This is a genomic window from Lysinibacillus sp. NPDC098008 (assembly GCF_044760715.1).
Taxonomy (GTDB): domain Bacteria; phylum Bacillota; class Bacilli; order Bacillales_A; family Planococcaceae; genus Lysinibacillus.
The window spans coordinates 27,038-45,900 of record NZ_JBIWBA010000008.1; the positions used below are offsets into that span (position 1 = coordinate 27,038).

Consider the following 18,863-nt stretch of genomic DNA (forward strand, 5'->3'; position numbering starts at 1 on the left):
AATATTGTAACAAATGACAACTTGCCCGAAAAGAATTGTCGTGATGAAAGGAAGAAATTCAGCCTTTAGACGGAATGCTCAAAAAGCTGCCATATTATTTTTGTTCCTGATCCTGACGGTGAAAATGAACTTCCTTATCTACAACTGTATCCGCTAGCTTGTGCTTATCCCAATTAAATAATGTTTCCCTTGAAGTATCTTCTTCTGGTATTTCAGGATAATCTAATGCCGTCAATTCAGGTGATTTATAAATTGTCACAGGCTGGTGTTTTCCATATAACGCAATAACAATCATTGCCTTGGCTACCTGTGAGGCTTCAATAGCTCTAGCAGCTTTAAAAGGCCCTACTAAGAAAGGCTTGGCAAGCTTTAATATTTTCTCTCCCACCTTTTCCCCTAAACGAAATTCCTGACGCTGCCCTACTAACAGTGATGGACGAATAATCGACAGCCGTTGTAAACCTAGTTCAATTAAATCTTGCTCAAGCTTGCCCTTCACTCGATTATAGTAGAAAGGTGAATGTTCATTTGCTCCCATTGAGGTAATCACAAGAAAATGAGGAATGCCTCGCTTTTTTGCTAAAGAAGCAATCGCTAATGGATATTCAAAATCGACCTTTTCAAATATCTCGCGAGAACCAGCTTTTTTGATGGTTGTACCTAAACAGCAATATAATTCATGGGCAAATTCAATATCCTGTTCTTCCAATCGCTCAAAATCTCGAATTTTCACTTCTAGCTTCGGATGCGTAAAAGCTGGTTTCGTTCGTACAATAGCTGTTACAGATACATATTCATCATTTTCACATAATTGCTCAACAAGAGCCGTGCCTGTTAAACCAGTTGCCCCAACAACAATTGCTGCACGCATACCCACTTCCATCCCTCCTTTTGTTTAATAATCTATATGTATTTCCTACTCTACACTATATATCGACCATTTTTTATACTTCAAAAGCTTATGATTGCACCCAGATGACTAGAGAATTTTTATATAGTATCTTTTATCAAATGCTAAATTTTACACATACTTGCCCTTTCTTCACCATAATTTAAAAGGACAGAGGAAAGGATGGGATACATTTGCAAAACGAAACACGAGCAATAGAACCGAAAAAAACAATTGTTTTCATTATCGAAAGCTGTATTGACAAAGGGCTGTATCCTTTTGAACGGGTTTCAACATTAGCGAAGTTACTGACGCATGAAAAAGTTGTGATATTTGTTAAAAGCCCTTCAAATGATGGGATTCCAATTTTACTTAATGAAGGATTATCCCCTATTTTATTTAATCATTTTAATGAGCTACCCCAGCATATAAAAGAAATTCAGCCCGATTTAATTGTAAGGGATGGACGCAATTCAGAAGAATGGCAAGTACAAAATTTACGTCCTTATTGTAAAACAATTATTCATTTTGATGATTTTGGCGAGGGTGGTCAAGCTTGTGACTGCGTACTACTAGCACTCTATCAGGAAGTAAAAGATTATTTGCCATCGCATTATATTGGCGGAAACTTTGCTTTTGCACTGCCAAAGGCTTACCAGCAATTTAATAATATACCTGAGCATAAAACACTTGAAGACCCTCCACATATAGTTGTTGCTTTTGAGGATGGGGACGAGCATAATTTAACCTACCGTACACTTCGACACTTAACGCAGCTACAAATTCCACTACAAATTACAGTGATGATTGACGATAGCTATCGCCATGTTACAGATGACTTGCAAATGATGGTGCTAAGCCGTCGCAATACAGCTATTCTTCGCGATAAAAATGCACTTCTTAAACTATTACCAAAAGCTGATATTATAATTTGTAATGCCAATTATACGCCATATAAAATTGCCTCCTATGGTGTGCCATGTATTACACTTGCACAATCTGAGGCAGAGCTACTCCATGCCTTCCCACGAGAGCACAATGGTTTTATTCATTTGGGGCTTGGTCGTAAAATGAAGCAATCACAAATACAAAATGCTGTTATGGAATTGCTCTTACATGAAGCTCGAAGTGAACGAGCAATTAAAAAGCAAAGACAATTAAATCTCGGTCATAACAATGAAACGCTGCAAGCATTGCTACTAGATTTTGCATATGACCGACACAATATCGCCTCTACTTAGTGCTACTACAAAGGTGAATATGATACAATATATAAGAATTTTTTACTTTTTGTGCTTTCTTAGCCTTATGAAGAAAGCCAAAATAATAAGGAATTGATTGATTTTGATAACTAGGCGGTGAAGGTTATAAAAGCCTTCATCGCTTTTGCACGCATTCGCTATACAAATATTCTGTCTAAGGGAGCAATGATTATGCCAACAAAAAGCGATATTGAATACCAAATTCGAGAGTTAAAAATGGACTATATTAATTTACAAGGCGATATTGAAAAATTGGAATCTACAGGGCATAACGATCAGGTAGCAAAAGCAGAAGAACGCCTTGCAAATATGGAAGCTAAGCTAGCAGAGCTGAATAAACAATTAGCAGAGCTTTAAAATGTAAACTGAAAGACAGTTGGAGGAACATACATGGCAATATTAACAGTTGAAAATTTAGGTCATTCCTTTGGTGATCGTACACTTTTTAAAGATGTATCGTTTCGCTTAGTAGAGGGTGATCATATTGGACTTGTCGGGGCAAATGGCGTTGGAAAATCAACATTAATGGGCATTATTACTGGTCAAACCATCCATGATACAGGGAAGGTAGAATGGCTTCCTGGTACGCATTATGGCTATTTAGATCAGCATACGGTACTTACTGCTGGTCGAACAATGCGTGATGTGTTGCGTGATGCCTTTCTACCTTTATATAAAAAAGAAGAAGAGCTCAATGAAATTACAGGTAAAATGGCAGAAGCAACACCTGAAGAATTAGAGGTACTGCTAGAGCAAATGGCTGAGGTGCAGGATGCATTGGACGCAGGAGATTTTTACTCATTAGATATGAAAATTGAAGAGGTGGCACGTGGGCTTGGTCTTGATGCGATTGGCTTAGAGCGTGATGTAGCTGCTCTTTCTGGTGGACAGCGTACAAAAGTGTTATTAGCAAAGCTGTTATTGGAAAAACCAAAAGTTTTACTGCTGGATGAGCCAACAAACTATCTTGATGAAGAGCATGTTACATGGTTAAAAAATTATTTAAAAAACTATCCATATGCCTTTCTTTTAATTTCACATGATACAGAATTTATGAATGAAACAGTGGATGTTATTTTCCAGCTTGAGTTTTCAAAATTAACACGCTATACAGCAACATATGAAAAATTCCTAGAGCTTGCTGAAATTAATAAGCGTCAGCATATTGAAGCCTATGAAAAGCAGCAGGAATTTATTAAGAAGCAAGAGGACTTTATTGCTAAAAATAAAGCGCGCTACTCAACGACTGGTCGTGCAAAATCGCGCGCAAAGCAGCTTGATCGTTTAGAGCGTATTGATCGCCCAGAAACAGCGGCAAAGCCAGAATTTAGCTTTAAAGAAGCTCGTTCCACGAGCCGTTACGTTGTAGAGGCTGAAAATTTAGTAATTGGTTATGATAAAGACAAGCCATTGCTTCCCCCGCTTACTTTTACTATTGAGCGCGGAGAAAAGATTGCGCTTGTTGGCATGAATGGTGTAGGTAAATCAACATTATTAAAAACCATGCTTGGAAAAATTAATCCCCTTGCTGGACAAGTTATTCGAGGCGATTACCTTCACCCCTCGTACTTTGAACAAGAGGTAAAAGCGGAGAAAATTACACCGATTGACGATGTATGGAATGCCTTCCCTTCTATGGAACAAGCGCAAGTGCGTGCAGCGTTAGCGCGTGCAGGCTTAAAAACTGACCATATTACACGTCCGCTTAATTCATTATCCGGTGGCGAGCAGGCAAAGGTACGTTTATGTAAATTAATGATGGAAGAAGCAAACTGGCTGCTTTTTGACGAACCAACAAACCATTTAGATGTCGATGCTAAAAATGAATTAAAGCGTGCGATGAAAGAATTTAAAGGCACAATTGTACTTGTTAGTCATGAGCCTGAGTTTTACGATGGACTCGTCACAAAAGTTTGGAATGTTCAAGATTGGTTCACATCAGGGCAACAAAGTTAATATTTATCACTACAGGGGGTCGTTTGAAAAGTCATTTTGAAACGACCCCTTTGCGGCGAGGATAGTGACAATTGATTGTGACTACCGCGGGAGCAAGCATTTTTAGCGAATTTTTAATATAGAAGCTGGGGCTGTCCGAAAAGATATATACTTTTCGGACAGCCCCTTTATTATTGTATTGAAAAGTTAAACAGTCTTTTGGAGCATTCCAACCTCTTTCCCAGCATTTCTAAATAATAACTCAAGAATATGGAGATGCACTCTCGCATAATAAATATCCGTACATGAAGTACGTAATCGTATTAAAAATCACCTCCCTACTTTTCTAAAAATCTCCTTTCCTCTATTAACAGCATCTTTTTTCCTCGCAATAACGCATAAATAGTCATTTGCAAACATATTATAATCAGTGGATTAATAAATAAGACAAGCCTGAGATTTCTATTAGCTTTTTTAAACTTACATCATTGTAAGCTGGAATAACGAAACTTTTTGCTGCTTTTTGCGTATATGTTAATGTAAGTAAAAAAATAACTTCTTATACTAAATTTTTTTCAAATAACTATTGATTTATTTATATCTTACTAGTAAGATATGTATATAAGCTAATTAACTTACTGATAAGATATTTATAAAATAGAATCTAAAAAAGAAAGCGAGGAATGAAGAATGACAGTTACAATTTACTCACAAGCGAGCTGTTCTTCATCCAGAAAAGCACTTAAATGGTTAAAAGATCACAACATTGACTATAAAGAAAAACGTATTACATCACAGCCACTTACACTTGCAGAATTTAAAGAAATTCTTAGCATGACTGAAGATGGCACAGATGAAATTATTGCAACAAACTCTAATGATTTTAAAAACTTAAATATTGATATCGACCAGCTTTCTATTCAAGAGCTATTTGCCATTATTCAAGAACACCCAAGAATGCTACGTAGCCCTATTTTAATAGATGAAAAACGTATTCAAGTTGGGTACAATGAGATGGACATCCGTCGTTTTATTCCACGTAAAGTACGTGCTTACGAGTTAAATGCGATGACAAGATTGGCACAAGAAAGTTAAAACAGTTTTGGAGATGACCTTCTATGGATCAAGAAAAACAACAAGCCATTACCTCATTGTTTGAAGTAGTTTCATCAATAGAGCGTAAGTGGGCAAACGAGTGGAATAATCATAATGTGCTCGGCTTTTCAAAATCCCATATTTTAATTTTAGACTACTTATCGCAGGAGGGCCCTAAACGCCCTTCTGCTATTGCTGAACGCCTAAAAGTAACAACAGGTGGTGTTACAGTGTTAACAACAAAGCTTATTAATGCTGGCTTTATTGAAAAAACACAGCACGCAACAGACCGACGCGCTTCACAATTAGTCATTACACCTGAGGGTGAAACTATTTTAGAAGAATCTCGTCAACAGGTAAATGCCATTATTAACAATATGTTTGGCATGCTCACAGCAGAGGAGCTACAAACATTGCGTAATATTTTTTCAAAATGCTTACTGGATGTTGATCCAAATCAGTCCCGCTAAAAATTACCTACTACCACGAAATACCTCTGATAGACAAGATGATGAAGCTCAAATTCACCTTGTTTATTCAGGGGTATTCTCTATTTTTTTACCAACATAAAAAAGCTGCATTGCAATTTTAGCGAATGCAGCTTTTGTAGATAGATTCGTCGAACAAATACCTCTGTCTAAGTATTTATGGTGTGCGACCAATCTGCTTTCATTATGCTGGCAGCACAGATTCCACAAGTGATTCATCAGACATAAGCATTTCTTTTAAACGAGCTTTTGCACGGAATAAACGGGATTTTACAGTACCAATGGAAACTTTCATAATCGTAGAAATCTCAGCAAGTGAATATTGGTCTATGTAGAAATACCATAATGTTTTACGATAAATAGCATCCAATTGCCCCATTTTATCCTGCACTAGCTTTGTTACAATATCTTTTTCAATTTTTTCTTCCGTTGAAATATCATTATTGGGAACCAAATCTAAAATCGGTACGTCTAATGTTTCAGGTTGGTTCATCATATACTTGCTACGACGTACTTTTTTACGGTAGCGATCTCTAAATGTATTCATTGTTATCGTTGTTAGCCAAGCTTTAATATGCTCTACTTCAGCAACGCTGTTTTCATAGCGCACAACCTTAACCCAAACTTCTTGCATTAAATCTTCAGCTTCTATATTATTGCGAGTTAGTTTTAAACATAAGTGATAAATATAACGATTGTATTCCTCATATACGCCTTCTAATTTTTCATTCATTGTGTATGCCTCCGCTTCTTGTTCTTGCTTCTATACATATTCTCGCAAAATAATGTATTACACTCTATCGCATTGGCTTTCAATTTCATTACAATCATGTAAGCTTATACACTATCACTTGTAATATTCGTAAAGATTGTTTTACTACTATATTACTTATTCCATTAACGCCTCCATCATTACGCTATTCCACTATTTTTATTACTATATTTTGAATAATTTTTATTATAAGGATGCTAGCTTAACAAACCTAAGCGAAAGGCTGACGCTACAACTTGTGTTCGATTTTTTGCTTTTAGCTTGGTCATTAAGCTACTTATATAATCCCTCACTGTATGCTCACTTAAAAACAGCAACCCTGCAATTTTTTTATTATCATATCCTTCTGCAAGCAAGCCAAGAATCATCGACTCTCTTTCAGTTAAATGCAGCTCTGGAGCTTGTTCTATCCTTTCCCCTTTACGTGATAAAAATAGCCCTAAGCGCTTCCCTACTTCTTCAAGCAATGCTAATTCATCCTTTGTACAATCAAATTCCTCCCCTAGCTGATCAAATGTCAGCCAGCCAAATAATTGATCTTGTTGAATAATTGGAATAAAAATAACAGAAGATAAATTAAATAATTGAATATGCTCCTCTTTCACGTAATTTTTAGGATTTTTTAAATAAATTGGCTTTTTAGAGCTAAATACTGTGTTTAGCTCCGTTATCTGCCCTTTCATACTTTGCACCTTTGGCAGCTCTGCACCAATCACGCCGTAAAATTGATTAGACCATGGTACATATGCGTAAAATACACATCTTTTATAGTTAAAATACTCTTCACATTTTTTTAAAATATAAGCTAAATCATTATAGCCTGATGAGTAAATTAGCAATTTATCGAGCTTATCCAATAATTGAAGATGGCTTAATTGTTGATTTGTTGAATGATTATCACTTGTTGGGTGCACTATCCTATCATCATAAAGCTGTACTAAGTACGTAAATATCGAGAGTACATACATTAATGCAGCATTCATACGATGATGTTTTTGCTGAATCATACATGTAATCAATGATTTTTCAAAAATTAATTGAAAGAGATTAAAGCTTTTTATATCAATAACGGATAGTTGCGATTGCAGCCATGTATTTAAAAAATTTCGATAATCATCCTGTAAATCTTCAATATGTGTACGTGCTAGTAAACGTAGAAATGAATCGAGCAGCATAGCCGTTTTTTTGCGATCTTCCTCAGAAATAGAAGACTCAAGATAAAGATAAATATTTGTATTCTCCTCGATTTGCTTATAATGAATTTTAATAACTAGCACAAACTCTTGAAATGTCATTTCTTCAAAGGATTGCATTGGATGTGTCATAGGAAGCTCTCCTCCTTTATTTAAACATACCCCTATAAATGGTGGATACTCGTCATACTATTATACAGCATCTTATAGGATGGTTTTTGAAAATGCGAAGCGTAAAATAAAGGTATCCCTAAAATAAAGGGAATATTTTTAAACCCTATAGCTAAATCTATATCCAGATAGAATGAAAGGTGCGTGCTTGACATGAGATTGGAAAATAAAGTAGCCATTATTACAGGTGGAGGTACAGGTATCGGTAAAGAAACTGCTTTGTTATTTGCTAAAGAAGGCGCAAAGGTAGTTATTACTGATATTAATGAACAATCTGGTAACGAAGCAGTACGCGATATCCAAGCTATTGGCGGAGAAGCACTATTTATACGTCATGATGTTAGCAATGAAGATGATTGGAAAAAGGTCGCAGATGAAACAATAAAAGCTTTTAGCAAAGTTGATATTCTTTTCAATAATGCGGGTATTTATATTATTAAGCCTCTTGCAGAAATTGAACTTTCTGACTGGAATCGCTTAATGTCTATTAATGTAACTGGTGTCTTCCTTGGAATGAAGCACATTATGCCACTTATGGCACAGCAACAAAAAGGCTCTGTCATTAATGCCTCTTCGATTGCAGGCTTAACAGGTGCTGCTGGACATGTATTATATGGTGCTAGTAAAGGTGCTGTACGTATTATGACAAAGGATGCTGCAATGGAATATGCGCCATTCGGTGTGCGTGTCAACTCTATTCATCCCGGTTATATTGATACAGGTATGGCAGATTATGCATCAGCAACAACAGGAAGCTCTAAAGATGAATTAGGGAAAAGTTTATTCCCACTAGGTCGTTTAGGTTCCGTTCAGGAAGTCGCTCAAACAGTATTGTTTTTAGCTTCTGACGAATCTTCATTCTCAACAGGTGCTGAATTTGTGATTGATGGTGGCGCAACTGCAAAATAATAAAGTGAACCTTCCATTAATTGGACGTTTCACCAATCAGGTTGTTTCTCTCCTTTTATGAAATGAAGGGACTTACAGCCTGTTAATACAGGATAAAGGTGGTTTTTTCAGATGAAATTACAAGATAAAGTAGCAATCGTCACAGGTGGCGCTAGTGGTATTGGCGAAGCAACTGTTCGCCTATTTGTAGAAGAAGGCGCAAAAGTAGTCATTGCTGATTTTTCAGATCGCGGGCAAAGCATCTCAGAAGAATTAAATAACAATGGCTTCGATACATTGTTTGTGAAAACAGATGTAACAAGTGAAGAAGATATTAAAAATATGATTAGTGCAACAGTGAACAAATATGGCAAGCTTGATATTATGTATGCCAATGCAGGTGTAGCTGATGATGCACCTGCACATGAGTTAACTTTTGAAAAATGGAAAAGAACCATTGATATTAATTTATCTGGTGTCTTCCTTTCCGATAAATATGCGATTGAACAATTCCTTGCACAAGGTACAGGTGGCGTTATCGTTAATGCTGGCTCTATCCATAGCTTTGTCGCTTTACCAAATCCAACAGCCTATGCTTCTGCAAAAGGTGGCGTAAAGCTATTAACACAAAACCTATGTACAGCCTATGCAAAAGAAGGCATCCGTGTAAATGCTGTATGTCCAGGCTATATCGAAACACCACTGCTTAAAGAAGTAGATACTGCAAGTAAAGAATACTTAGCATCCCTTCACCCACAAGGTCGCCTTGGCAAACCAGAAGAGATTGCAAAAGCTGTTCTGTTCTTAGCAAGTGATGACGCAAGCTTTGTCAATGGTACAACACTGCTTGTTGATGGCGGTTATACAGCTCACTAATATAGCAGCAATACAAAGGTTTAAGTCCTAATAAGATGAGGACTTAAACCTTGTTATTTTTATTAACCGTAATATGCAATGACTTCAATTTCTACTAGCGCATTTTTAGGTAAGCAATCGACTGCATAAGCAGCTCGTGCAGGCAAAATTTCACCAGCGAAATATTCACCATAAATTTCATTCACTATCGCAAAATCAGCAATATTATCTAATAATACTGTTGTTTTTACTACATTGGTAAAATCTAATCCTTGATCTGCTAGGATATGTTGAATATTAATAAACACTTGATAGGTCTGCTCCTTTACTCCACCGTCTGGAAAAGCCCCTGTTTCAGGGTCTATTGGAAGCTGACCAGACACAAATAGAAAATCTCCTGCTTTAATTGCCTGTGAATATGGACCGATTGCTGCTGGTGCCTTATCCGTTGATACCTTTTGAATACTCATTATCATTTCCCCTTTCACCATCATTTAAATTGAATAAGCACCATCCCATACAACTTTTTTATAATGTGCAGCGTCAGTATCTCCTTCAGTGCTAAAGAATAGAATTTTTGAATCTGCAGTCATCTTTAACTGCTCTCTTAAAGCTGTGTACTGATCTCGTCTTAAGATTTCGCTTACAGCTCCTACGCCCACTGCTCCCGATTCACCTGAAATAACTTGTACATCGCCCTTCATCGGTGCTGCTAGAATCCTCATTCCCTGAGCAGCGATATTATCTGGACAAGAAAGGAAAGCATCCGCATAGTCATTTAAAATTGCCCAGCCTAGTGTACTTGGCTCACCACATGCTAAGCCTGCCATAATTGTATCCATATCACCTTTTACATAATGCAGCTTGCCATCATTTGCTTCAGCCGTTTTAAATATGCAGTCTGCCTTATCTGGTTCTACAACAACAGTAAGCGGACGATCCTCACCATAAACATCTGCAAAGAAGCCTTGAACTGCGGCTGCCATTGAACCAACACCAGCCTGAATAAAAATATGTGTAGGTTTTTCGTCTAATTTTTTTAGCTGCTCATATGCTTCTACTACCATCGTGATATAGCCCTGCATAATGTTTTTAGGAATTTCTTCGTAGTCTTCCCATGCTGTGTCCTGTACTAATATCCAATTGTTTTGCTCAGCATGTTCAGCAGCTAAACGAACTGTATCGTCATAGTTAAGATCTGTAATGGCAGCATCCGCCCCCTGTGCCTTTATATGATTTAATCGTTCTACTGACGAACCTTTAGGCATATAAACAACCGATTTTAGCCCTAGCTGTTTAGCTGTCCATGCAACACCCCGACCATGGTTTCCATCTGTTGCTGTAATAAATGTCAAGTTTCCTAGCTTTTCTTTCACTTCAGGTGAAACAAGCTTTTCGTAAGTTAAATTGGAAGATTCAATATTTAATTGCTTTGCTAAATATTGCCCAATCGCATATGATCCACCTAAAGCTTTAAAGGCATTTAAACCAAAACGATAGGATTCATCCTTTACAAATAATTTGCTAATATTCAACTCCTCCGCTAAATGATCTAACACAGCTAAAGGCGTCGTTTCATACTGTGGAAAACTTTTATGAAATGCATGTACTTTTTGAGCCTCCTCTAGCCCTAAAAAGTCGATATTTGTACTTGGATTTTTCTTTCTAGTATATTTTATTAATTTCATCGTGACTCTCTCCTATTCTTTTACTAGGCTAAGCTTAATAATTTCTGCAAAAAATTCAGCACCTGTTTCGATAATTTCATCATTATAGTCATAAAGTGAGTTATGCAGTGGAATCACTTCCTCACCTTTAACTTTACTTCCTAGAAATACAAAGCAGCCAGGAATTTTTTCAATAAACTTACCAAAATCCTCAGACGCCATAATTGGGGTACAATCACTGTTTGTATTTTCTGCACCAACGATATTTTTGGCAGCTAATGTCGCAACCTCATTGCATCTATCCCAGTTAATCGTAGGAGAAAATTCATGTGTATAGTCAAACTCACATTCAGCGCCATGCATTGCACATATACCCTCACATAAGCTTTTCATTCTTTTCTCCAATAGTTTTTGCACTTCTGGCGTAAAGCTTCTTGTATCGCCTTTAATTTCTACATTAGAAGGAATGGCATTACGAATACCATCCGATTGAATTTCTGTACATGACACGACTGCCGTTTGAAGTGGGTCAAGATTTCTTGCCACTACTGTTTGAAGCGCAAGAATAATTTCAGCTGCAATAACTAAAGGGTCAACGCCCATATGTGGGCTTGATGAATGTGCGCCTTTTCCTTTAATTCGAATAACGAAATTATCCTCACTAGCCATAATAGGACCTGACTTTGTGTGTATCGTTCCAGCAGGTAATCCCGGCATATTATGAAGACCATAAATTTCATCCACTGGGAATCGCTCAAATAATTGATCATCCATCATTGCTTGAGCACCTTTTCCAATTTCCTCAGCAGGCTGAAAAATAAATCGAACAGTCCCATTAAAATTTTTTCGAGTAGAAAGTAATTGAGCAGCGCCTAATAATGTCGTCATATGTCCATCATGTCCACATGCATGCATTTTTCCTTTATGCTTAGAGCGATATAGAAGGTCTTTTACCTCATGTAGATTTAATGCATCCATATCAGCCCGTAACCCAATTACACCTTTACCATCCCCAACAGTAAGATTCGCCACAATACCTGTAGTACCGATATTTTCATGCACTTCTAAGCCCATTTTTTTGAGCTCCTGTGCTATATAAGCGGATGTTTTTACTTCCTCAAAGGCAGTTTCAGGATATTTATGTAAATAATGACGCCATTCTAGTAATTGTTTTTTAAACTCTATATTATTCATAATATACCTCCACTTTCACAGAAAAATCTGATTATTTACGTGTTGCTTCATCGATATTATCTAAATTAATTGTTGTAACATCTAACTCTTTATTCCACTCAGGCTCCTTTACACCACTTTTTAATTGATGCATATAATTTTTATAGGCATAGCGAACGTACTTAAATAAACCAAATAATGCATAAACATTAATAAATACAATAATCGCCAACATAAAATCAACTGAAGCCCAAATTGTGGTAAGTGGAACTACTGAGCTTAGTATCAGTACACCAGCAGCTATAATTCTATAAATCCATATTATAGGAGTTGCGTTCTTTTTAAATACATAACGAATATTTGTTTCTCCATAAAATATATCCGCAAGGAGTGTTGTAAATCCGAATAAGAACATTGCCCCAAATACAATCCATTTACCCGCAGAGCCTAGTGCAACAAAAAATGCCTCTTGTAAAAGATTAATACCTGTTAAACCTGTACCAAGAACATCTGTCATTAATAATGCAAAGGCTGTACACGAGCAAATAATAATCGTCGTAATAAATGTCCCTAACATTGCTAAAAATGATTGTTCAATAGGATGCTTAACATCCGCAGCAGCATGCATCATACCAGCCACACCATTACCAGCATCATTAGAGAATAACCCCCTTGCAATACCGTGACGGAAAGCTTCCATAATCGTATGTCCAATTGCACCCCCAATTACTGCATGACCAGTGAAAGCACTTTCAAAAATTAATGATAAAACAGCTGGCAGTTGTGTAATATTCGTGATAACAATAAACAATGTAATAGCAATAAATGTTAAAGCCATGAAAGGTACAATTAATGTTGAGAAATCAACAAGTCGCTTGACACCACCAATAATAACAATCGCTGTAAGAATAACAACTGCGATTCCAGGAATAATTGGGTGGATATCCACAACCCCAGTAAATGAGTTGGCAATAGAGTTTGTTTGAATTGATGCAATAAATAAACCTACTGCAAAAATGTAACAAATAGCTATAATCATCGCTAGAGCTCTATTGTTAAGACCTTTTTCTATGTAGTGGGCAGGACCACCACGATAAGTCCCATCCTCTATTTTTTCACGGAATAATTGTCCTAAAGTTGTTTCAGCAAACGTAATGACCATGCCTAATAATGCAGTCACCCACATCCAAAAAATTGCCCCTGGTCCTCCAGCAGCTAAAGCGCTTGCCACCCCTACTAGGCTACCAGTCCCAACCTGTCCTCCAATCGCAGCACATAAAGTCGAGAAGCCCGAAATATCCCCATCCTTGCCTCTTAGATTTTTCTTCATACATTTCACTGCATGACCAAAATGTCTTAATTGTGGAACACCTAGACGGATCGTATAAAAAGCCCCTACTCCTAGTAATAAATATGCAATGAATGAGCCCCATAAAAAATCATTTACTTTGTTTAACAGTTCCATCCCGTCATCCCCTTTGTATCAATCAAATATATTGCTTATTCCGTTTCAGTTATTCTAATATTTCGTCAATTAGGAATATACAAGATTATTATTTGATTTTATCAATATATTGAGGGGGGGATTTTTCCTTTCCTACATAATACATTGGGATGTGGCGTCAAACTTCTATTATACATTCATATCTGTATGATACTTTTTATATACTAATGGCGTCATATTCATCGTTTTTCTAAACTTTTCAATAAAGTAGCTCGTACTATTAAAGCCTACTTGATACGCAACTTCTGTCACATTAGCTTCTGGATTTTGCAATAATTGTAAGCTTTTTTGAATACGATAATCCATCACATAGTTTAACGGTGTCGTATTTAAAATTCTCTTAAAATAGCGACAGCATTCGGAACGACTTAAATGACCTGCCCTTGCGATATCCTCTAAGCTTATTTTCTCTGTATAATGAAGGTGAATCCAGCTTAGCATTTGCTTGATTCGCTGGCTCTTTACCATTTCCGTTTGCACATATTCTGGTGCAAAGCCATTCATAATTAAATTTTTCCAAATAAATAGTAGCTGCATCGTTAAATCAAAATCAAAATGCTGTGGCTTATGCTCTGTCAATTCCTTCACTTTTATCATGCCTTCTACAATATTTCTTCCCCACAGCTCACCTTTATCTATAAAAATATAAGATAAATTCGTTGCTTGAATATATGGAACGATATATGTTGTATATAGCTCTTGTGGCAAAATAAACTTTGGCAAGACATTTAAGCAAAGATAAATACAATTTGAATGCTCCTTATCTTTAGCCATATGCAAGCAGCCACTATTGATAAATAGCCCTTCCCCTTTTCGCACTACAAGCTTCTCTTCATTTACTTGAAAAATGGCCTTTCCTTGCATAACTAAAATAAATTGAACTTCCTCATGCCAGTGAAGTGGAATATAGCCATGTATATTTTGCCTAATGGTTGTTTCATAACAAGCAAGAGGTAAGCCAACCGTTTGATGATGCGTTAACTCCTTTAAATTTTGATTGACTATAAAATCTGGAATTTGCACATAACCACCCCATTTATTTGACCAATTAATGCTATAATCTACGTCTTATTTTCCAACACATCATGAACTAATCGTAAAAATGCACGAATCCCCACTTCTAGCTTTGGCTCCGGCGTATGCTCCTCCTTCGTATGCGATAATCCGCCTTCAGACATTGTAAACATCATGACAGTTGGCACAATCTTCGCCATTTCCACCGCATCATGCAAAGGACCTGAGTACATTTTTGTTGCCTCACCTGTTTCCTCCTCGACAGCATTTTCACATAGGCGAATGAACCGCTCCTCAAATAATTGTGGTGCGACCGAATAAATTTTTCGCCAACCTACCGAAACACCATTTACGCTCGCAATTTTTTCTGTCACAGCCTGTGCTTCCTTATACATCTTTTGCAAATCAGCCGCATCAATTGTACGCATGTCTAAAGAAATCGTACATTTCCCCGGCACAATTGTGACAATATCAGGCTGCACCTGCACTTGACCGACCGTGCAAACCGCCTTATATTTTAACGCAAGCTTTCTAAATTCTAATGCTGCCTCTGCCGCAGCTAAAAAGGCATCTTGACGTGTTGGCACAGGGAATGAGCCCGCATGAGCAGCCTGTCCAACAAAATCTATATAATGTCGCTCCACTCCTGCTGCACCAAATACACACGCCACATCCTTCTGCTCTTTTTCTAACACAGGTCCTTGCTCAATATGCAGCTCTAAATAGCCTATAATATTTCTTTGTAATAATTCTTGATGCGCCTGCAGCATTTTATCGGGCATCACCTGATAGGCGGATACAGCTTCTTCAAATGCAATGCCATTATTATCAGCTCTTCCTATTAGCTCCTCGATACGTAAAGAACCACTCGCCGCGGATGAGCCTAAGCAGCTATAGCCATAGCGAGCCCCTTCCTCATCTGCCCAATCAACAACATATAACGTTTTCCTTGGCTTTTGCCCCTCTGCTGAATAGCGTCTCAATGCCTCAAGCCCAGCTAATACACCAAGTGCTCCATCAAGCCAGCCACCATTTGGCACACTATCTAAATGACTACCAATAACAATTGCCTCTGCGCTCTTCCCTTCCATTTTTGTCCACACATTGCCTGCGCTATCTATTGAAATCTCTGCACCAAGTGCCTCTGCTTTTTGACGATACCAATCGCGTGCTGTTTGCCATAACGCTGTCCATGCAACACGCTGTGCTCCATGCTCATCTGAAGTCAATAAAGCGAGCTCCTTTAAATCAGCAATGACACGAACTGCACCTTGTTCTAAACTATACTTCATTGCCATTCTCCTTTTATCAAATTTAATTACAATACAAAAAGCTTAACGATTTTTTCTAAATTCGCTAAACTATTGTTATTACAACTACTATACATATAATCAAAATCTTCCTTCTATAATTTTTGTAACTATTTTTATCAAATTTGAATGAAAAGGTGATACCCATGAAATCGAAGCCAATTGCACAGAATATTTTAGATGGAACAATGTTTGAAATAACATTAACGGAGGATTTAGAGGAGCAAATAATCTATACATTTGAAGACTATGCGATTGCTTTATTTACGCAAACCTATCATCATTTACGCTCAGACTATATACCGATTCATTGGCATGATGCCCTGCAAATTGTTTGGGTATATCAAGGCACACTTGAATATCAAATTAATCATGAAATTTTAACTGTTTCAGAAAATATACTTTTACTGATTAATAAAAAACAGCTTCATAGCTCGAAAACCATTCAGCAAAATACAAATGCGCTATGTATCAACTTTGACTTGAATTTTTTGCATCCAAAGCTTGTGACAGCCCATGTACAGCCATTTTTTGAAAGCAATCCATTTGCTTACTATTCGCTGCCACTATCCCCCACTCAAAAGGCGAAGCTTACTGATTGGACACAAGGTAAAAAGCCAACACTTTTTTCGGTCATCACACTGTTAACAACACTTATTGAGCATTTACTCACACACTATGATGCGACAGTACACAATAATGAAGAACAGGAAATCGCTATTTTTAATCAAATGTTGCAATTTGTCCAAGAAAACTATCAAAATACAATTACAGTTAGCGACCTTGCCAACTGTGCACTCATTAATAAAAGTGCCTGTAATCAGCTTTTTCGTAAATATACACGCCTATCACCAATTAAGTTTGTAAACAAGCATCGACTTTATATCGCACAGGGCTTAATTTTGCATACAAATAAAGCAGTTTCTGAAATTAGCGAGGAAGTCGGCTTTAATCAAGTGAGCTATTTTGTAGAGTTATTTCGCAAAAATTATCATCTTGCCCCATTGCAATATCGCAACAAATACCGTCACGCTGCTAAATAAAGTGTCAGGAACGATCAATCATTTCGTATATAAAAAGTGATTTCTTTTGTTTTAAAGCAAAAAGAGCTACTTCAAAATTGTTATCTTGCAAATTGATGAAATCTTTTGTACCTTTATTAGAACATCAGTAATATGATAGTTTAATTACGAAATTAAAGGGGTGCAATTTTAGTATGAGTTTAAATGATTGGCTAAATGAAAAGGTGCCAGAAATTACAAATTCATTAAAGGATATTAATCGACAATATGTTGATATTGAAAATTCCATCGGCTTTGTAGGGCGCAATCAAATCTATAAAATTTTAGATAATTTCCATGAAGTGCTGTTCCCTGGCATTCATACAGCCCCACCGATTGACGATACGCGCATCAATATCGTTAGCAGCAATAAACTGCGTGAAACGGCATTGGATTTACGCGATATTATTGAAAAGGTATTAATTTATAATATGGAGTATAGCGGCCCAGAAAACTGCACGTGCCAAGAGGATGCAGATCGCATTGTGATGAACTTAATTTCGCAATTCCCGAAAATCCGTCAAATTTTACAAACGGATATTCAAGCTGCCTACAATGGTGATCCAGCAGCTCTTTCCACAGAGGAAATTTTATTAAGCTATCCATCCATCGTTGCTATATACACACATCGTATTGCACATGAGCTATACGAAATGGGTGTACCAATTGTGCCTCGTATTATGTCAGAATATGCACATAGCGTAACAGGCATCGATATTCATCCAGGAGCAACTATTGGTGAATCATTCTTTATCGACCATGGTACAGGCGTGGTAATTGGTGAAACATGCAGCATCGGCAAAAACGTTAAAATTTATCAAGGTGTCACACTAGGCGCATTAAGCTTCCCTCTTGATGAAAATGGCAATCCAATTAAAGGCATTAAGCGTCATCCAAATATCGAGGATAATGTAGTAATTTATGCGGGTGCAACCATTTTAGGCGGCGAAACAACAATTGGTCACAATTCAGTGCTGGGCAGTAATATTTGGCTTATGAATTCTATCCCACCACATTCCCGTGTCTATAACTCACCACCAACACCGAATATTAGTAGTAGTAAAGCGAAGAAAAGTGAATAATCCATTGATTCCAAAGACACTGTAGCGACAGATTACGGTGTCTTTTTATATTCACATCAATCCACATATACTATTAAAGCTTATTATTTTAACCTATTGGGGCTAAAACTGGAGTCAATTTACAATAAATACCATACAAACAATTGCTATTACGGGCTTCTGCTTGTTGGTTGTTCTATACTATTTCTATTTTTTTTGCTTTGCAAAGAGGGACTAGAAACTGCTTAGAAAACGTTATGTATCAATGGTTATTGGCGTTTCTACTATTATATTGATTATGCATTTTGGGGCATGGAATAGCTTTAAATTGGGGCTAGTTTGGGGCTAATATCAATTGGTGGGCGTGTGTAGGAATGGGTGGGTTTTCATGAGTTGGGCAAGTTATCTCAACCTTTATATACATTGCTTATTTTTGTATTTTTATAAAAAAATTAAAACGAGTCCAGTTCAATACCGAACTTGTTTTACCCAAGCTGCCTCATGAAATAACTATGTCTAGCTTTT

The 18,863-nt window shown here is 37.0% G+C and carries 18 protein-coding genes; 9 read left to right on the forward strand and 9 right to left on the reverse strand.

The annotated features are described in order from the left end of the window. Positions 1-94: 94 nt before the first annotated feature. A complete protein-coding gene (locus ACIQVU_RS09500; protein ID WP_402895167.1) occupies positions 95-883 on the reverse strand; it encodes an oxidoreductase in 789 nt (262 codons plus the stop codon). A 200-nt stretch (positions 884-1,083) separates the two neighbouring features. On the opposite strand from ACIQVU_RS09500, the gene ACIQVU_RS09505 reads away from it, so the two are divergent. From ACIQVU_RS09505 to ACIQVU_RS09525, 5 genes are all read left to right on the forward strand, one after another. Beyond that, entirely contained in the window at positions 1,084-2,130 is a 1,047-nt protein-coding gene (locus ACIQVU_RS09505; RefSeq protein WP_340804150.1) for a PseG/SpsG family protein, read from the forward strand. A 192-nt stretch (positions 2,131-2,322) separates the two neighbouring features. Beyond that, positions 2,323-2,508, forward strand: coding sequence for an SE1832 family protein (locus ACIQVU_RS09510; protein ID WP_341301479.1), 186 nt, complete (start codon positions 2,323-2,325; stop codon positions 2,506-2,508). A gap of 33 nt (positions 2,509-2,541) precedes the next feature. After that, entirely contained in the window at positions 2,542-4,107 is a 1,566-nt protein-coding gene (locus tag ACIQVU_RS09515) for an ABC-F family ATP-binding cassette domain-containing protein (protein ID WP_340804148.1), read from the forward strand. Between the two features lie 669 nt (positions 4,108-4,776). Beyond that, positions 4,777-5,181: a transcriptional regulator Spx gene (spx, locus tag ACIQVU_RS09520; protein ID WP_340804147.1), complete on the forward strand. Its 405-nt coding sequence runs from the start codon at positions 4,777-4,779 to the stop codon at positions 5,179-5,181. Positions 5,182-5,204: 23 nt separating this feature from the next. After that, the gene (locus tag ACIQVU_RS09525) at positions 5,205-5,651 is read left to right on the forward strand and encodes a MarR family winged helix-turn-helix transcriptional regulator (RefSeq protein WP_340804146.1); all 447 of its coding nucleotides are present in this window, start codon (positions 5,205-5,207) and stop codon (positions 5,649-5,651) included. 202 nt (positions 5,652-5,853) lie between these two features. Here the strand turns inward: ACIQVU_RS09525 and ACIQVU_RS09530 are convergent, their stop codons facing one another. Continuing rightward, on the reverse strand, positions 5,854-6,402 hold the full coding sequence (locus tag ACIQVU_RS09530; protein WP_340804145.1) for an RNA polymerase sigma factor: 549 nt from the start codon (positions 6,400-6,402) through the stop codon (positions 5,854-5,856). 236 nt (positions 6,403-6,638) lie between these two features. Then, on the reverse strand, positions 6,639-7,766 hold the full coding sequence (locus tag ACIQVU_RS09535) for a LuxR C-terminal-related transcriptional regulator (protein ID WP_402895175.1): 1,128 nt from the start codon (positions 7,764-7,766) through the stop codon (positions 6,639-6,641). A gap of 192 nt (positions 7,767-7,958) precedes the next feature. Between ACIQVU_RS09535 and ACIQVU_RS09540 the strand changes: the two genes are divergently transcribed. After that, complete coding sequence (locus ACIQVU_RS09540; protein WP_340804142.1) at positions 7,959-8,714, forward strand: SDR family NAD(P)-dependent oxidoreductase; 756 nt, start codon at positions 7,959-7,961, stop codon at positions 8,712-8,714. A gap of 111 nt (positions 8,715-8,825) precedes the next feature. Next, complete coding sequence (locus ACIQVU_RS09545) at positions 8,826-9,569, forward strand: SDR family NAD(P)-dependent oxidoreductase (RefSeq protein WP_340804141.1); 744 nt, start codon at positions 8,826-8,828, stop codon at positions 9,567-9,569. A 62-nt stretch (positions 9,570-9,631) separates the two neighbouring features. Here ACIQVU_RS09545 and ACIQVU_RS09550 read toward each other — a convergent pair whose 3' ends face one another. The 6 genes from ACIQVU_RS09550 to ACIQVU_RS09575 form a co-directional block, all read right to left on the reverse strand. Next, positions 9,632-10,018: a RidA family protein gene (locus ACIQVU_RS09550; protein WP_402895178.1), complete on the reverse strand. Its 387-nt coding sequence runs from the start codon at positions 10,016-10,018 to the stop codon at positions 9,632-9,634. 24 nt (positions 10,019-10,042) lie between these two features. Further along, positions 10,043-11,236 (reverse strand): diaminopropionate ammonia-lyase, encoded by a 1,194-nt coding sequence (gene dpaL / locus ACIQVU_RS09555; RefSeq protein ID WP_340804138.1) that lies wholly within the window; start codon positions 11,234-11,236, stop codon positions 10,043-10,045. A 12-nt stretch (positions 11,237-11,248) separates the two neighbouring features. Further along, positions 11,249-12,409 carry a M20 aminoacylase family protein gene (locus ACIQVU_RS09560; protein ID WP_340804137.1) on the reverse strand — a complete coding sequence of 387 codons (1,161 nt, stop codon included), beginning with the start codon at positions 12,407-12,409 and terminating at the stop codon, positions 11,249-11,251. Between the two features lie 31 nt (positions 12,410-12,440). Next, positions 12,441-13,853: an alanine/glycine:cation symporter family protein gene (locus ACIQVU_RS09565; RefSeq protein WP_402895182.1), complete on the reverse strand. Its 1,413-nt coding sequence runs from the start codon at positions 13,851-13,853 to the stop codon at positions 12,441-12,443. A gap of 168 nt (positions 13,854-14,021) precedes the next feature. Further along, positions 14,022-14,915, reverse strand: a complete 894-nt coding sequence (locus tag ACIQVU_RS09570) for an AraC family transcriptional regulator (protein WP_402895184.1) — start codon at positions 14,913-14,915, stop codon at positions 14,022-14,024. Positions 14,916-14,953: 38 nt separating this feature from the next. After that, positions 14,954-16,198, reverse strand: a complete 1,245-nt coding sequence (locus ACIQVU_RS09575) for a hydantoinase/carbamoylase family amidase (protein WP_402895187.1) — start codon at positions 16,196-16,198, stop codon at positions 14,954-14,956. A 164-nt stretch (positions 16,199-16,362) separates the two neighbouring features. Here ACIQVU_RS09575 and ACIQVU_RS09580 point away from each other — a divergent pair, with 164 nt between their 5' ends. Beyond that, positions 16,363-17,259: a helix-turn-helix transcriptional regulator gene (locus ACIQVU_RS09580; protein WP_402895189.1), complete on the forward strand. Its 897-nt coding sequence runs from the start codon at positions 16,363-16,365 to the stop codon at positions 17,257-17,259. Between the two features lie 173 nt (positions 17,260-17,432). Continuing rightward, positions 17,433-18,359 carry a serine O-acetyltransferase EpsC gene (gene epsC / locus ACIQVU_RS09585; RefSeq protein ID WP_340804128.1) on the forward strand — a complete coding sequence of 309 codons (927 nt, stop codon included), beginning with the start codon at positions 17,433-17,435 and terminating at the stop codon, positions 18,357-18,359. Positions 18,360-18,863: the final 504 nt, after the last annotated feature.

What these genes read in the sequence shown, in the direction of transcription:
- ACIQVU_RS09500 (WP_402895167.1), bottom strand. Translation starts at nt 883, where the DNA reads ATGGAAGTGGGTATGCGTGCAGCAATTGTTGTTGGGGCAACTGGTTTA.
- ACIQVU_RS09510 (WP_341301479.1), top strand. Translation starts at nt 2,323, where the DNA reads ATGCCAACAAAAAGCGATATTGAATACCAAATTCGAGAGTTAAAAATG.
- ACIQVU_RS09515 (WP_340804148.1), top strand. Translation starts at nt 2,542, where the DNA reads ATGGCAATATTAACAGTTGAAAATTTAGGTCATTCCTTTGGTGATCGT.
- spx (WP_340804147.1), top strand. Translation starts at nt 4,777, where the DNA reads ATGACAGTTACAATTTACTCACAAGCGAGCTGTTCTTCATCCAGAAAA.
- ACIQVU_RS09525 (WP_340804146.1), top strand. Translation starts at nt 5,205, where the DNA reads ATGGATCAAGAAAAACAACAAGCCATTACCTCATTGTTTGAAGTAGTT.
- ACIQVU_RS09530 (WP_340804145.1), bottom strand. Translation starts at nt 6,402, where the DNA reads ATGAATGAAAAATTAGAAGGCGTATATGAGGAATACAATCGTTATATT.
- ACIQVU_RS09535 (WP_402895175.1), bottom strand. Translation starts at nt 7,766, where the DNA reads ATGACACATCCAATGCAATCCTTTGAAGAAATGACATTTCAAGAGTTT.
- ACIQVU_RS09540 (WP_340804142.1), top strand. Translation starts at nt 7,959, where the DNA reads ATGAGATTGGAAAATAAAGTAGCCATTATTACAGGTGGAGGTACAGGT.
- ACIQVU_RS09545 (WP_340804141.1), top strand. Translation starts at nt 8,826, where the DNA reads ATGAAATTACAAGATAAAGTAGCAATCGTCACAGGTGGCGCTAGTGGT.
- ACIQVU_RS09550 (WP_402895178.1), bottom strand. Translation starts at nt 10,018, where the DNA reads ATGAGTATTCAAAAGGTATCAACGGATAAGGCACCAGCAGCAATCGGT.
- dpaL (WP_340804138.1), bottom strand. Translation starts at nt 11,236, where the DNA reads ATGAAATTAATAAAATATACTAGAAAGAAAAATCCAAGTACAAATATC.
- ACIQVU_RS09560 (WP_340804137.1), bottom strand. Translation starts at nt 12,409, where the DNA reads ATGAATAATATAGAGTTTAAAAAACAATTACTAGAATGGCGTCATTAT.
- ACIQVU_RS09565 (WP_402895182.1), bottom strand. Translation starts at nt 13,853, where the DNA reads ATGGAACTGTTAAACAAAGTAAATGATTTTTTATGGGGCTCATTCATT.
- ACIQVU_RS09575 (WP_402895187.1), bottom strand. Translation starts at nt 16,198, where the DNA reads ATGAAGTATAGTTTAGAACAAGGTGCAGTTCGTGTCATTGCTGATTTA.
- ACIQVU_RS09580 (WP_402895189.1), top strand. Translation starts at nt 16,363, where the DNA reads ATGAAATCGAAGCCAATTGCACAGAATATTTTAGATGGAACAATGTTT.
- epsC (WP_340804128.1), top strand. Translation starts at nt 17,433, where the DNA reads ATGAGTTTAAATGATTGGCTAAATGAAAAGGTGCCAGAAATTACAAAT.